Source organism: Streptomyces sp. NBC_01707, from assembly GCF_041438805.1.
Lineage (GTDB): Bacteria > Actinomycetota > Actinomycetes > Streptomycetales > Streptomycetaceae > Streptomyces.
In genome coordinates this window covers 1,921,672-1,935,038 of the sequence record NZ_CP109190.1, presented here as the reverse complement: position 1 = coordinate 1,935,038, position 13,367 = coordinate 1,921,672, and the positions used below count along the sequence as shown (strand labels likewise).

The window sequence follows — 13,367 nt, the reverse complement described above, 5'->3', positions numbered from 1 at the left end:
TCACTTCACCGCACCCGCGGTCAGACCGGATCGCCAGAAGCGCTGCAGGCCGATGAACGCGATGATCAGCGGAATGACGGCGATGAGCGAGCCGGTGATCACCAGCGAGTAGAACTCGGGCTGCTGGGCCGTGTTCGTGTTCCACATGAACAGGCCCAGGTTGACCGGGTAGAGGGAGTCGTCGTTGAGCATGACCAGGGCGCCGAAGAAGTTGTTCCAGCTCCCGGTGAAGGAGAACAGGAAGATGGTCATGAAGCCTGGGGCGAGCATCGGCAGCGAGATCCGGCTGAACGTGCGGAGCTCGCCCGCGCCGTCCACCCGCGCCGCCTCGAGGACCTCGTTGGGTACGTACCCCTCGGAGAAGACCCGGGCGAGATACACGCCGAACGGGTTCACCAGGGCGGGCAGCAGGATCGCCCAGTAGGTGTTGACGACGCCGACCTCGGAGGCGAGCAGATACATCGGCAGCTGGATCACCGTGGCGGGTACCAGGACGCCGCCGAGCACCAGACCGAACAGCTTCTCCTTGCCCCGGAAGTCGTACTTGTCGAAGGCGTAGCCGGTGGCGGTGCACAGCAGCGCGGAGGCGGCCGAGCCGACCACCGAGTACAGCAGACTGTTGCCGAACCAGCGCAGATAGATGCCGTCGTTGAAGGTCAGGACGTCGTGGATGTTCGCGAAGAGGTTGAAGTCACCGAAGGAGAAGCCACCGGTGGCGAACAGGTCACGGTGGTTCTTGGTGGCAGCGAAGAGCAGCCAGCTGACCGGCATCAGCATGTAGAACGCGGCGAGGAGAAGTACTCCGTTGACGACGCCCTTGGAGAGCAGCACATGCGTCGGGCTGTGCCGTCGGCCGGCCGCGGCGGGACTGCGCTCGGAGGGAGCGGCCGGCGCCTGGGCAGGGACGGATTCCTTGGTGACCGTGTGAGTGCTCATGCGGACTTCCACCGGTTTCCGAGCTTGGTGACGACGTACGAGAGCAGCACGCCGAGGGCGGCGAGCATGAGGGAGGCGGCGGCGGCGAGTCCGTAGTCGTGCTGGACGAAGCCGGCCTTCCAGATGAACAGGGTCGGCGACCACTCGGTGTCCACCGACGAGGTGCCCCGCTGGTTGAAGAGCTTGGGCTCGGTGAAGAGCTGGATCGCGCCGACGCACGTGAACAGCACGGTCATGACGACCGCGGAGGCGATCATCGGCACCTTGATCTGCAGGGCGGTACGGATGGCTCCGGCGCCGTCGACGACGGCGGCCTCGACGAGCTCACGCGGTACGGCCTGCAGCGCCGCGTAGAAGATCACCATGTTGTAGCCGATCCACTGCCAAGCGGTGAGGTTCACCATGGACGAGAGCACATGGTCGTCGCTGAAGAAGTTCCACGAACCGCCGAGGGCGCCGATCCAGTCGAGCACCGGGCTGAGGCCGGGTGTGTAGAGGTAGATCCACAGGATCGAGGCGATCAGACCCGGCACGGCGTGCGGCAGGAAGAGCGCCAGCTGGAAGAACTTCCTGGCCCGGGCGACCGCGGAGTCCACGAGCAGTGCCAGTCCGAGCGCGGCGCCGATCATGACCGGGATGTACAGCGCGCAGTAGACCGCGATGTGCAGGAAGGACTCCCGGAATCCCTGGTCGGACAGGGCGTTGGTGAAGTTGGCGAAGCCGGCGAAGGCCCGCTCGGTGCCGCCGAATCCGAGCCCGGAGGAGGCGCGCTCCTGGAACAGGCTCATCCACACGGCATAGATGATCGGAGCCGCCATCACGGCGGCGAACAGAACGAAGAACGGAACGATGAACAGGGCCGCGACACCGCGCTGATTGCGCTTCAGCCGGGACGCGCTCGCGCGGGGGGTGCCGGCTCGTGACGGTCGCACGGCCTTGGCGAGTGGTACTGCCACGGTGGGCTCCTTGGCGGATGGACGCTGCGGGGGAGGGTGGTCGACGGGGTCCGGCCGCGGTCAGGCGCGGCCGGACCCCGACGGGTCACTTGGCGAGCTTGAGCCCGCGGTCCTCGATGCCCGACTCGGCCTTCTGCTGGCCGGCCTCGACGCCGGCTGCGAAGCCGCCCTTGGCGGACGCGTCCTGCACCGCCGTGTAGACGTCCATCTGGTTCGGACCCCAGGTCCAGCCGGGGACGATGGTGTCGACCTGCTCGGAGGCGAGCTTGTAGATGTCCTGGCCCTTGAAGTACGCGGTGTCGAACTGGGACGCGGCGACCTCACGCATCTCCGGGTTGGCCGGCAGTGCGCTGCTGGGGGACTTCTTGTCGCTCAGGCGGGCCTTCACGGCATCACCGTCGGTGGTGACCCACTTGATGAACTCGGCGGCCGCCTCGGTGTGCTTGCTGCCCTTGAGTACGCCGTAGGAGGTGCCGCCGTAGTTGCCGATGGCGGGTGTGCCCCAGTTCGGCATGGGCGCCGCCGCCCACTTGCCCGCGAGGTCGGGGAGCGAGGTCTTCATGCCCCCCGCGGACCAGGAGGCACCGAGGAAGCTGAGCGTCTTGCCCTCGACCCGCGCCTTGGTCTCCTCCGGGCTCCAGCCGGTGAAGGTCTGCACGAGGTCGTCCTTGATCAGCCCGTCCCAGTAGGTGGCGGCCTTCCTGGAGCCGGCGTCGTCGACGGCGGGCTTCCAGGCGTCACCTTCGGTGGAGAACCACTTGCCACCGGCCTGCCAGGACAGCGCGGCGAACAGTGCCGGGTCCGACTTGGGCATCGAGGCCAGACGGACACTCTTGTCCTTCTTCTTGACCTTCGTGGCTGCGGCCCTGAACTCGTCCCAGGTCTTGGGGACTTCGATGCCGTACTTCTTGAACAGGTCCGTGCGGTAGTAGTACAGCTGCGGTGCGGCGTCGAACGGGACCGTCCAGGTCTTGCCGCCGAAGTTCACCAGGTTCTGGATGGGTTCGGGGAACTTCTTCTTGACCGTTTCACCGGCGAGGTCGGTGAGGTCGACCAGATTTCCCTGGCTCGCGAACTCGGGGACCATCTGGTACTCGATGGTGGCGACGTCGGGGGCGTTGCCCGCCTTCACCGCGTTGGCCAGCTTGCTGTACCCCTCGGTCGAGCTGGGGATCTCGGTGAACTTGACCTGGATGTCCTTGTGGGTCCGGTTGAACTCGTCGGCAGTTGCCTTGGCGCCCAGCGTCCAGGTCCAGTAGTTGATGGTGACCGGCTTGCCGTTCGACTTGGCGTCGGTCGAGCCGCCGTCGCCGCCGCAGGCAGTGGCGAGCAGCCCCAGAGCTGCGACGGAAGAGACGGCGGCTATACGGAACGAACGTGAAGTGCGCGACATTGCACGGCTCCTACGGGACCTCGTACGGGAAGAGAGGCGAACGAGGGACATCATTTGCGCGATGCCGATCACAGTCAAGAGCGAACGCACACAACAATCAAAACGATCGAGACACGATCAGTTGCCGCTCACTTCGCCGGCTCCGCACGACGCCCGTACCTGGAGCTCCGGCAGCAGTTCGAGGTGCTGGCGCGGGGTAGGAGTCCCGCCCGAGGCGCGCTCCGCCAGTCGCTGCAGCATCAGCTTCGCGGCCAGCTCGCCCACTGCCCGCTTCGGTGGCGCGACGGCTGTCAGCGGCACGTCGGACAGGCCGGCGACCTCGTCGTCGTACGCGATGATGGCCAGGTCGGAGGGCACATTGATGCCCCGCTCCTGCAGCCTGGGCACGAGCACGATCGCGTCCTCGTCGCTGTGCACGAGCGCTGCCGTGACCCCCCGCTGCCTGACGGCGTCGACCAGATACTGCACTGTCTCGTCGTACTCGCCATGTCCCCTGATCGCCGGCGATCCCGGCACGGGCGTCAGTCCGAGCGACTCCGTCGCGGCCAGATATCCCGCGGTGATCTGCGCGGCATGCGGTCCTTCCTGCAGTACCGCCGCGACCGCCCGGTGCCCCAGCTTCGCGAAGTGACCGACCGCCACCGCGGCGCCGTGCGCCCGGTCCGTGCGCACGCGGTCGAGCGCCGCGGCGGGATTGCCGGCCGGCGCCGTGCGTTCGACCAACACAGCCGGAACCGGGCATTCCAACAGCCATTTCTCCTGGCCGTCGGCGGGTACCCCGCCGAACCAGCTGGGCGCGATCAACAGCCCCTCGGCCCCTCCCGCCAGCAGATGTTCCGCCTGTACGGGGTCCTCCGTGTCGACATAGCCGGACATCCCGAGCACCAGGCGGCCGCCCTGGGCCTCCACGGTCTCGCGCGCTCCGCGCACGATGTCCGCGAAGATGAAATTGGTGGTCGGCACGATCATTCCGATCACGGCGCCCTCGGCGGTCGGCGGCTGCACCGGCACCTCCGAGGCCTGCCCACCCGGCCACACCACGGCCCCGTGCAGCCGCTGCACCCTCCCCTGAGCCGCCAGCGCCTCCACGTCGCGCCTCAACGTCACTGCTGAGACGCCGAGTTCGGACGCGAGTTCGGCGACCCGGAGGCTGCCGCGCTCCCTGACGAGCTCGAGCACCCGCTCATGGCGCTGGTCGACATGCAGTCGCATGGGCTCCCCCTGTGGCAAGGCTGGAAGGACGGACGCGGAGAGTGACTCCTCGCAGGTCACTGTACGCCCAATAGCGTATCGAGCGTCTGCGTTCAATACGATCGCCTGAGGGCTCGGGGTGATCCCCGGGCTCTTCCTGGAGTCGCTCTCTGCGGGGACTCGCGGGCGCCGTTGCCCTCGTTGCGGCCGACGCCCGGAATCGAGTCGTCCGAGTCGTGGAGTCGCGGATCAGGCGGTCAGGCCACGTACAGCGTGCGCAGGAACGCGGCGAGGTTGGTCCGGGTCCGTGCCACCTGCTCCTCCAGGGTCAGTGTCTCCTTGAAGCGTCCGCCGGAGGCCGGGACCTTCCTGCCGCGGACGTAGAGCGAGCAGGCGAGGTCGGTGCAGATGTACACGCCGACCGAATTCCCCTCCCGCCCCGCCGCGCCCGTCTTGCGGGCGGTCATCAGGGAGACACCGCTGCCCGGGTGTGTGGTCAGGCAGAGCGAACACATGCTGCGGTGAAGAAAGCCCCGTTGCCGGGAGGGGAACCGGAGGGTGATGCCGATCAGCTCGCCGTCGTGCTCGGCGACGACATAGCTGCGCCCAGGGGCGGCGAGATCGCGCCAGCCCAGGAAATCCAGATCGTCCCAGGGCTGCTCGGCAAGATCGCGCGGCATCGGCAGACGCTTGGCTTCCCCCTTCGAGCAGTTGACGAACGATGCGCGGATGTCCTGCTCACTCACGGCCTTCATGTCGATGACGCTAATGATGCCTATGAGGCCTAGGCAAACGATTAATTGCCCTAGGTTACGAGTCGGCTCCGGCGGGGACGGCCATGACCTTCAGGCAGTGGGCGGGCGGATGCTCGACGCGGAGCTCCGGACGCCAGGCGGCGAGGATCTGTGCCGAGGGATCGAAGAGCGGCTCGGGCAGGTCGTCGAGGCCGGTCCACTGCCAGGTGCTGATCAGATGGGGTTCGGTGACCTGGGGGTTCTCCGCCTGCACGGACACCACGGCCCCCATGGTCACGCGGTTGATCCCGGCGACCACGTCGTGAAGCATCGCGAAGACCGTCACCCGGTCCTCGGTGACATCCAGGCCGGTCTCCTCGCGCAGCTCACGCACGGCGGCCGCGGCGATCGACTCGTTCGTCGGGTCGACCTTGCCGCCCGGCAGCTCCCAGGTGCCGCCATGGTGTCTGCCGAGCAGGATGCGTCCCCGCTCGTCCTGCACGACGACGCCCACGCCGAGCGCCGCTTGGGCGACGGGCGGACGGGTGTTGCGCGTGGGGTTCTCGGTGCGTCGGGAATCCATGGTGCTCCTCGTGTGCCGGGACCGTCGCGCCCGGTGCGAGCGGACGCGACGAACCCCCTGTGCGGGTCGGTGCGTTCGGCGGTTCAGCGGTCCTGCGACAGGGCGTACAGCTCGGCGACGAGGCCGTCTCCGTACGCCGGTTGGTCGAAAGCCCCTTCTTCCCGGACCCGGCCCCGGTCGAGGACGGGAATCCGGTCGGCCATCCTCACATGGTCGAGGCGGTGCATGACGACCAGGGCGATCCGGCCCGGGGCCATCTCCCGCAGTGCGGTGAAGATCTGGTGCTCGCCCCGGGCGTCCATCGTGTGTTGTGGCAGGCAGATGCGGGCGCGTGCCGCTTGTTCTTTCGCTGTCGGCCGAGCCCTGAACGTCCAAGTGATGTCGTGCTCGGGGGTCAGCCGCGGTTCTGCCTCGTCGGTGGATCAGGGGGTGCGTCGGACGGCGATGACGTTGTCGGTGACGGTCGCGGTCTGTCCTTCGGGGCCGGTGGCGGTGCGCCGGGGTGCGTCGCCTCGTGCGACGTGCCAGGCGTCGTCGAGCTGGAGCGAGGCGATGACGTCGTCGGGGGTGGGGTAGCGGATGTCCTGGCCGGCCTGCCAGGACCAGGGGGCGGTGGAGGCGTGTTCGATCACGATCAGCAGTCCTCCCGGGGCTACTGCCCGGGCGGCTCGGCGCAGGACGTGCTCGCGGGCGATGGCGACCGGGGTGTGGAAGTAGGTGGCGGTGACCAGGTCGTAGGTGCCGTCGGGGAATGATTCGGCGAGGTCGTGCCGCTGCGCGTGCACCCGATCGGTGATGCCGGTGGCCGCGGCACCTGCCGCGACGCGGTCGAGGGCGGTCTGTGACACGTCGACAGCGGTGACGTCCCAGCCCTGGGCGGCGAGCCAGAGTGCGTCGCCGCCATGGCCGCACCCCAGATCCAGAGCGGTCCTGGGGATGGGGGCCAAGTCGGCGAGCAGGGTGGTCAGGACGGCGTTGGGCTTGGTGCCCCATCGTGCGTCCATAGCCGCGTAGTGGTTCTCCCAGAAGGCGGCGGACTCGTTGGTGCTGTTCATGTGCGGGGCCTTTCGGTGCGGCGGGTCAGGAGGCGGCGGTGCTGGTGCGGTGGCTTTTGACGAGGAGGCCGGTGGCGGCGAGGGCCAGGGTGAACAGGGCTGCGCCGGCGAGGAAGGCGATGCGGTAACCGTGGACGTATCCGTCCAGTCGCATCGCGTGCTCCACGGTGCCGGTGTGGTCGGCGAGGAAGCCGGTGAGGGCGGAGACACAGAGGGTGTTGCAGTCCTCAGCAGGTTCAGGGAAGTAGGCAGGTCACGAGCGGATCGCCGGGCCTGGGGCGGGCCGCTGGCACGACACTGCGACAGCCGCTGCCGGAGTTGCAAAGCTTCATGCCGTTTCAGCATGCTTGCGGGCATGAGCGCCGCACGTGACATCGAGAAGAAGGACCGGCTGGCCGCGGTCGGGCCGCGTCTGCGGGACCTGCGCCGGCGGCACGGCCTGACGCTGGCCGACCTGGCCGAGCAAACCGGGATCAACCAGAGCACGCTCTCCCGCCTCGAAGGCGGCACCCGCAAACCGACCCTCGAAATGCTCCTGCCGCTCGCGGAGGTCTACGCCGTTCCCCTGGACGAGCTGGTCGGGGCGCCGCGCACCGGGGATCCGCGCATCCACCTGAAGCCGGTCACCCGCAACGGCATGACCTTCGTGCCGCTGAGCCGGCCGGGCGGCGTCCAGGCCCACAAACTCCTCATCCCGCCCCGGCCCGAAGCCGAACCGCAGCTCAACACCCACGAGGGCTTCGAGTGGGTCTACGTCCTCGCAGGCCGCCTGCGCCTGCTCCTCGGCGACAAGACCGTGATCCTCAAGCCCGGCGAAGCCGCCGAGTTCGACACCCACGTGCCGCACTGGCTCGGCCCTGACGACGACCGCACCGTGGAACTCCTGATCCTCTTCGGCGCCCAGGGAGAACGGGCCCACCTCAAGGCCCGCACCACCTGACCCCCGCCCGCACCAAGAACGCCGACGCCGCTCAGTCACCGTCCACCAGGCCGTCAAGGCCATGCGTGCGGAGCGCCCGCCGCGACACCTCGGCCTCCATCACCCCGCTGAACACGTCGGCGCCGGGGACCGCAGTACGGGAGGCAGCCGCACGGCCGGCGTCGGTCATCAGCAGGTTCATGTTGATCGCCGCTGCCGCGCCGACCCCGGCCGCCATGGCCTGGGGAACGCCCGCCAGCACGTCGCTGACGTTGCCCGCCGCCCACACTCCCCCGACCCCGGTGAAGCCGGAGCCGTCGACCACCACCTGCTCACCGATCCCCATCGGATGCTCCCGCATCGTCAGGCCGAGACCGTCGAGGAAACCGGCCCGCGCCACGAACCGCGGCGCCACCACCAGCTCCTCCACCGGCACAGCCACCCCCGACACCAGGCGCACCCCTGTCAGCCGGTCCTGCTCCTCGTCGACGACCAGACCGCCGACTCCGCTCTCGACCACGCCGACACCCAGACCAGCCAGCTGTTCCCACTGCTCTTCGGTCAGCTCCGTGCCCTCGTGCAGGAACAGCGTGACGTCCGTGGACAGCTGCCTGAACAGCAGCGCCTGGTGGAAGCTGCCCAGCACACCGATCGCCCGATCGCGGACCTCCCAGCCATGGCAGTACACGCAGTGCAGGACATCGCGTCCCCACCGCGCGGCCAGCCCGGGCACGTCCGGCAGTTCGTCGACCAGCCCCGTCGTCACCAGGACCCGCCGCGCCCGCACCCGCTGCCAGTCCTCGGTGACCACCGAGAACTCCTCGCCGTCCCGGTGCACCTGCGCCACCCGGCCGGACACCACCCGAACGCCGTATGCGGCGACCTCATCCCGCCCCAGGCGCAGCAGCTCCAGCGGCGAAATGCCCTCCCGGCCCAGAACGCCGTGCACACCGACACCGACGGCCGGGGCGTTGCGCGGTTCACCCGCGTCGAGCACCAGCACCGAACGGCGCACCCTGCCCAGGGTCAACGCGGCCGAAAGACCGGCCGCCCCGCCCCCGACCACCACGACGTCCCAGGCCGCTCCGTCCACTCGCTTCATCTCTTGCTCGTTCATGACCACACCCTGCGACCCGACGGTGCGATCCGGCAAACATGCATGCTGTTTCGGCAAGAAGGCGAACTGACCCATGGTCATCCGCGGCGTCGTCATCAGCAGCCGGCTGAAGAGAAGAGCGCGGCGGGCAACTGGGAGGGGATGTCCATCAGGAAGGCGTTGCGCGCCGTGCGGGGCCGGATGCCGAAGTTCTTCAAACGTCTTCCGAGGCTGTGGGGACCTCCCCCGCTCCCGCTGTGCTTCTCCCTCGCGGCCTCCCGGCAGTGGCCGGAGCGGTGGCGCCGCGGCATTGACGACGACCCGCTGGTCGCCCCCCATCCCGAAACTCTCGTGACACCTTCCGCGAGGGTCACAACAATTCGGGTGCGCCCTCCTGAGCCGGATCGTCGGATTCCGGGTGACCTGGACCGCGGGTCGAGGCCGCGTCGTGCAGCGCCGCCTCTACCCGGCGGTTGCTGGTCATGGTCGCCGTGACGGCGGTCATGGCGAGCAGGAGGCCGGCGGCGGTGTAGAGCGGTGTGCGCACGTCGTACGTGTTGGCCAGCCAACCGCCGAGGAAGGCGCCGAACGGGGCGGCGCACATGGCGAGCATGCGGGAGGTGGAGGCGACCCGGCCCATCAGATGGGCCGGGACGATCGCCTGCCGGAGGGAGGGCCCGAGCACCATCGTGGCGCCCATGCCCGCCCCGCAGACGGCGAGCGCGAGCCCGGCCACGTACGGATTCGGGGCGGCGGCAAGCCCCAGGATGGCAAGCCCTTCGACTGCGGCCGTGCAGGTCAGCGCGGTGCCGGTGCCGAGTCGTCGACCGAGGAAGGAAGCGATGCCCGCACCGAACAGGCCGCCGGTGGCCTCCGCCGTGAGAAGCAGGCCGAAGCCGATGGTGGCGATGCCGAGACGGTCGTGCGCGAAGAGGGCGAGTACGGTCTCCACGGCGAGGAAGGCGACGTTCCCGACCGCCGGACGGAGCGCGAGTCCGAGCAGCAACCGATCCCGGAAGACGTACGAGGCCCCGGCTCGCGCCTGCTGGAGCAGCGACGCGCGGGTCTCCTTGGGCGGGGGCGCGGCGGGCAGTGACCGTACGAGCAGTGCGGAGAGCGCGAACGACACCGCGTCCGCGAGCAGCGGGACCGCCCGCCCGAGGGCGAGCAGGGCACTGCCCGCGGGCGGCCCGGCGAAGCCGGACGCGGCGGTCTGGGTGCCGCGCAGGCGTGAGTTGGCGCGTTCCAGCAGTGCAGGGTTCCGGCCGAGCAGATCCGGCAGATAGGCCGTGGCGGCCGTGTCGAAGAAGAGTCCGCCGAGGCCGAGCAGGAAGGCGACGGCCGCGAGCAGTGGAATGCTCAGCACGTCGAGCGCGGCCGCTGCCGCCGGTATCGCGAGCAGCACCGCCCTCGCCGCGTCCGTGACCCACATCGTGCGCCGGCGGTCCCAGCGGTCGACCAGTGCGCCGCCGACCACCCCGAAGAGCAGCCACGGCAGAGTTCCGGCGGCCGTGACGACGGCGAGCGCCATCGGATCCCGCGTCAACGTCAGCGCGAGCAGCGGCAGCGCGGCATGCGTCACCCCGTCACCGAGCGAGGACACCGTCTGCGCGGTCCACAGTCGTCCGAACCCGGTCGGCAACTTCCGAACGTCTGAGGTCACTTGGCGTCCCCTTCTGCCTGCTCGTGCGGTACCGGGTGGAACAGTGCGAAGACGAGTGACGCGTCCGGCAGCGACGGATCGGACAGTTCCCGGTACTCGTCCGCCAGTGACTCCAGCCGCGCCCCCAGCTCCGCGAACTGCTTCTCGGTGAGCCGCAGATGCGCCATCTGTACGTGCCGCGCACTGTCCACCGGCGCGGCCTCCAGGTCCGCCACCGCATGCCGCATCAGCACATCCGGCCCTCCCTCGCCCGGATCCGGGAGCACGATCGCCCGCGCGGCCATCGCGTAGTACCGCTCGGTGACACCCCGCACCTTGCGCGTCCGCACCACTTTCACCAGGCCGGCCCGTTCGAGCAGCCGTACGTGGTAGCTGGAACTCCCCTTCGCCAGACCCACTTGCTGGGCGATCTGCGTAATCGTCGCGGGCTCGAAGCGGAGTACGGCCATGATCCGGTGACGGGTGAGATTGGAGACGGCTCGTAACTGCTCGTCCGTGGTGACGTGGAACGTCTCGGGAAGCTCATCGGTAGGCATGCATCCAATGGTCAACGATTCTTGACCATTAGGCAAGGGATTTTCTGATGCGACGTCAATCCGGTTCCGGCAGGCAGGGGATGAACCGGAAGCGCATCGAACATGAGATGACGCACTGAAGGGTGCGTACGCAATTCATCGCTCCTCCTGAAGTCGCTGCGATCGGGGCAAGCGATCGGAGAGCGCGGCTGATCAGGAGGCCGGCGCGGAGAAGCGAGAGCGATTCATCGGCCTGGTGTTCGAGTTGGAGGCGCGTTCCGGAGTGCGGCTGGGCGAGCGGCCGTGATCGGGTGTTCGATTCACCCGTGCGGCGGGAAGTCGCTCGATCGAGGCATTGACCGGGATGCGGCCGGGCTCCGGCATGCCCTGCCTGCCCGACCCATGACGGCTGCTCATACGGTCAGCCGCAGCGATGTCGCCGAGATGCCGAGTCGCACCGTCTGACCCCATGTCAGTTCCAGTGCATCGCCCTCCATTCCGTCACCGAAGACCACCACCCGGTCGGACTCGACCGTGAGACGCAGCCGCTGGTCATGCCTGAGTTCGCCCGCCACCAGCGAGGTGCCGGTCGTGGGCGACGGCCAGGCCTCGCGTACGAACCAGACCAGCCGGGGATCGGTCGGGCCGGGCAGCGCCAGGGTGCTCCCGCGCTCCTGCCACAGCGAACGCAACCAGCCGGTGGAGCCGGTGCCGGTGCCGACCAGGACACCGGAGGACGCCTGCGGTTCGGCGGGGGAGCCGTCGGCGTCGGGGCCGAGCCGGTACCGGGCGGTCTGGTGGCCTGGCGGGCCCAGATAGATCTCGTTGAGTGCCAGGAGGCGCTGGGTGTCGTCGGCGACGGCCTCGACCATGGTGAGATCGTCCGTCGTGCCGCCGGGGGACGCGGCCGCCCGGAACAGGGCGGCCGCGTCGCAGGGACGGTGGCGCACCAGCACACCCGGGTTGCGCCCGGGGTCGGTGTCGATGCCCACCACGGGCTGGCCGGTCAGGTATTTGGCGACGTTGGCGACCAGTCCGTCCTGCCCGACGACGACCACCACGTCCTCGGGCCCGAAGAGGAAGCGGTCGAGATCCGCGCGTTCCACCCGGGACTGGCGCCACTGCAGGGGTACGGCTGCCGCCACATCGGCGAGCGCCTGCCGGGTCCGTCCGTGCCGCAGCGCCACCTCCTCGATGGACCGGCCGCGGGAGGACAGGAAGAACTCCGCCTGGCCGTGCGTGCCGTGGCGGGCGAGCAGCTCCTCGTACTCGGTCGTCCGGTGCACGAGCACCGCGCGCGGCGCGAGGCTCACGCGCGCGCCTCCGGGTCGGGCCGGCCGAGCCGGGTGAGCAGACCGGTGAGGACATCGGGGGAGAGGGTGACGCTGTCGATGCGCGGCAGGTTCTCGGCGAAACGGGTGGTGGCGAGGGCGTGCAACGTCCCGGTGTCCACCTCCGCGTGCACCCGCAGCCAGGCCGCCTGCGACTCGGCGCGGGCCGCGCCGACCTCGCGGGCGGCTGCTGCCTCGGCGTGGGCCAGGCGCACCTTGCGCGCCGCTTCGGCCTCGGCGCGCACCCCGTCGGCCGCCGCGCTCTCCTCCGCCTCGCGGCGGGTGTTGGTGCCTCGCTGCTCGACCAACTGTTCCTCGCGGCGGGCGAGTTCGATCTGGCTGGCGAGCTCGTTCTCGGCGATGGTCCGCTCGCGCTCGACCGCCACGGCCCGGCGTTCGTACGTGGCCCGGTCGGCCTCCTGCTGGATCTGCTCCCGGGCCGGGGTGCGCAGGGCACGCTCCACCTCGGCCTCGGGGCGGATCGCGACGATTCGTACGGCGACCACGTCGATGCCGGTGGCGGGCAGCCGGGGCTCGGCGGCAAGTCCCTCGGCGACCCGGCTCCGTACCGACGCGACTCCGTCGACCAGGGCCCCGGCCAGGGGGGTACGTGCCAGCACGTCCAGGGTGTGCTGCTGGGCCGTTTCGGTGAGGAGTGTGGCGATCTGCTCCAGCGGCGCACCGCGCCAGACCCCGGTGTCCGGGTCGACGGAGAAGTCGAGCCGGGCGGCGGCCTCGGCCGGGTCGCTGATCCGGTACGTCACGGTGGCCTGGACGGTGACGTCCTGGAAGTCGGACGTACGGGCGTGGAATGCCATCGCCAACTCCCGGTCGTTGACCGGAACTTCGGAGAGTGCGGCGCTCAGTGACCGGTACCAGAAGCTCAGCCCCGGCCCGTCGTGCGCCAGTCGGCCACGCTTGTGGTGGCGGATGTGGGCGGTGGGTGCGGAGCGCAGATGGCGCCAGCCGAACCGCTTGGTGATGTCGGCCATGTC

The 13,367-nt window shown here is 69.5% G+C and carries 15 protein-coding genes; 1 reads left to right on the top strand and 14 read right to left on the bottom strand.

Annotated elements, in window-relative coordinates:
* The 9 genes from OG963_RS08895 to OG963_RS08855 all read right to left on the bottom strand — a co-directional run bounded on the left by OG963_RS08895 (position 1) and on the right by OG963_RS08855 (position 7,002).
* Positions 1–936, bottom strand: a complete 936-nt coding sequence (locus OG963_RS08895; protein ID WP_093770024.1) for a carbohydrate ABC transporter permease — start codon at positions 934–936, stop codon at positions 1–3.
* The gene (locus tag OG963_RS08890; RefSeq protein WP_030973551.1) at positions 933–1,787 is read right to left on the bottom strand and encodes a carbohydrate ABC transporter permease; all 855 of its coding nucleotides are present in this window, start codon (positions 1,785–1,787) and stop codon (positions 933–935) included. Before OG963_RS08890 ends, OG963_RS08895 begins: the two co-directional genes overlap by 4 nt.
* A 190-nt stretch (positions 1,788–1,977) precedes the next feature.
* Positions 1,978–3,285, bottom strand: a complete 1,308-nt coding sequence (locus tag OG963_RS08885) for an ABC transporter substrate-binding protein (RefSeq protein ID WP_093770025.1) — start codon at positions 3,283–3,285, stop codon at positions 1,978–1,980.
* Between the two features lie 117 nt (positions 3,286–3,402).
* Entirely contained in the window at positions 3,403–4,497 is a 1,095-nt protein-coding gene (locus OG963_RS08880; RefSeq protein WP_093770026.1) for a substrate-binding domain-containing protein, read from the bottom strand.
* 236 nt (positions 4,498–4,733) lie between these two features.
* On the bottom strand, positions 4,734–5,231 hold the full coding sequence (locus OG963_RS08875; protein WP_093770027.1) for an FBP domain-containing protein: 498 nt from the start codon (positions 5,229–5,231) through the stop codon (positions 4,734–4,736).
* A gap of 55 nt (positions 5,232–5,286) precedes the next feature.
* The gene (locus OG963_RS08870; RefSeq protein WP_093929247.1) at positions 5,287–5,793 is read right to left on the bottom strand and encodes an NUDIX hydrolase; all 507 of its coding nucleotides are present in this window, start codon (positions 5,791–5,793) and stop codon (positions 5,287–5,289) included.
* An 83-nt stretch (positions 5,794–5,876) separates the two neighbouring features.
* Positions 5,877–6,095, bottom strand: a complete 219-nt coding sequence (locus OG963_RS08865) for a hypothetical protein (protein WP_256223355.1) — start codon at positions 6,093–6,095, stop codon at positions 5,877–5,879.
* 120 nt (positions 6,096–6,215) lie between these two features.
* Positions 6,216–6,848: a class I SAM-dependent methyltransferase gene (locus OG963_RS08860; RefSeq protein ID WP_371798731.1), complete on the bottom strand. Its 633-nt coding sequence runs from the start codon at positions 6,846–6,848 to the stop codon at positions 6,216–6,218.
* Positions 6,849–6,873: 25 nt separating this feature from the next.
* Positions 6,874–7,002 (bottom strand): hypothetical protein, encoded by a 129-nt coding sequence (locus OG963_RS08855; RefSeq protein ID WP_256223353.1) that lies wholly within the window; start codon positions 7,000–7,002, stop codon positions 6,874–6,876.
* A gap of 201 nt (positions 7,003–7,203) precedes the next feature.
* Between OG963_RS08855 and OG963_RS08850 the strand changes: the two genes are divergently transcribed.
* Positions 7,204–7,788, top strand: coding sequence for a helix-turn-helix domain-containing protein (locus OG963_RS08850; protein ID WP_256223352.1), 585 nt, complete (start codon positions 7,204–7,206; stop codon positions 7,786–7,788).
* Between the two features lie 31 nt (positions 7,789–7,819).
* Here the strand turns inward: OG963_RS08850 and OG963_RS08845 are convergent, their stop codons facing one another.
* The 5 genes from OG963_RS08845 to OG963_RS08825 form a co-directional block, all read right to left on the bottom strand.
* Positions 7,820–8,884, bottom strand: coding sequence for an NAD(P)/FAD-dependent oxidoreductase (locus OG963_RS08845; RefSeq protein WP_319739677.1), 1,065 nt, complete (start codon positions 8,882–8,884; stop codon positions 7,820–7,822).
* 349 nt (positions 8,885–9,233) lie between these two features.
* Entirely contained in the window at positions 9,234–10,526 is a 1,293-nt protein-coding gene (locus OG963_RS08840) for an MFS transporter (RefSeq protein ID WP_093770031.1), read from the bottom strand.
* Entirely contained in the window at positions 10,523–11,062 is a 540-nt protein-coding gene (locus tag OG963_RS08835; protein ID WP_093770032.1) for a transcriptional regulator, read from the bottom strand. Before OG963_RS08835 ends, OG963_RS08840 begins: the two co-directional genes overlap by 4 nt.
* Positions 11,063–11,454: 392 nt before the next feature.
* Complete coding sequence (locus OG963_RS08830; RefSeq protein WP_093770033.1) at positions 11,455–12,354, bottom strand: NAD(+)/NADH kinase; 900 nt, start codon at positions 12,352–12,354, stop codon at positions 11,455–11,457.
* Positions 12,351–13,364, bottom strand: coding sequence for an SPFH domain-containing protein (locus tag OG963_RS08825; protein WP_093770034.1), 1,014 nt, complete (start codon positions 13,362–13,364; stop codon positions 12,351–12,353). The genes OG963_RS08830 and OG963_RS08825 overlap by 4 nt, the downstream gene beginning before the upstream one ends.
* Between the last annotated feature and the right edge of the window lie 3 nt (positions 13,365–13,367).

What these genes read in the sequence shown, in the direction of transcription:
- OG963_RS08845 (WP_319739677.1), bottom strand. Translation starts at nt 8,884, where the DNA reads ATGAACGAGCAAGAGATGAAGCGAGTGGACGGAGCGGCCTGGGACGTC.
- OG963_RS08850 (WP_256223352.1), top strand. Translation starts at nt 7,204, where the DNA reads ATGAGCGCCGCACGTGACATCGAGAAGAAGGACCGGCTGGCCGCGGTC.
- OG963_RS08885 (WP_093770025.1), bottom strand. Translation starts at nt 3,285, where the DNA reads ATGTCGCGCACTTCACGTTCGTTCCGTATAGCCGCCGTCTCTTCCGTC.
- OG963_RS08865 (WP_256223355.1), bottom strand. Translation starts at nt 6,095, where the DNA reads ATGGACGCCCGGGGCGAGCACCAGATCTTCACCGCACTGCGGGAGATG.
- OG963_RS08895 (WP_093770024.1), bottom strand. Translation starts at nt 936, where the DNA reads ATGAGCACTCACACGGTCACCAAGGAATCCGTCCCTGCCCAGGCGCCG.
- OG963_RS08875 (WP_093770027.1), bottom strand. Translation starts at nt 5,231, where the DNA reads ATGAAGGCCGTGAGTGAGCAGGACATCCGCGCATCGTTCGTCAACTGC.
- OG963_RS08835 (WP_093770032.1), bottom strand. Translation starts at nt 11,062, where the DNA reads ATGCCTACCGATGAGCTTCCCGAGACGTTCCACGTCACCACGGACGAG.
- OG963_RS08880 (WP_093770026.1), bottom strand. Translation starts at nt 4,497, where the DNA reads ATGCGACTGCATGTCGACCAGCGCCATGAGCGGGTGCTCGAGCTCGTC.
- OG963_RS08855 (WP_256223353.1), bottom strand. Translation starts at nt 7,002, where the DNA reads ATGCGACTGGACGGATACGTCCACGGTTACCGCATCGCCTTCCTCGCC.
- OG963_RS08860 (WP_371798731.1), bottom strand. Translation starts at nt 6,848, where the DNA reads ATGAACAGCACCAACGAGTCCGCCGCCTTCTGGGAGAACCACTACGCG.
- OG963_RS08825 (WP_093770034.1), bottom strand. Translation starts at nt 13,364, where the DNA reads ATGGCCGACATCACCAAGCGGTTCGGCTGGCGCCATCTGCGCTCCGCA.
- OG963_RS08870 (WP_093929247.1), bottom strand. Translation starts at nt 5,793, where the DNA reads ATGGATTCCCGACGCACCGAGAACCCCACGCGCAACACCCGTCCGCCC.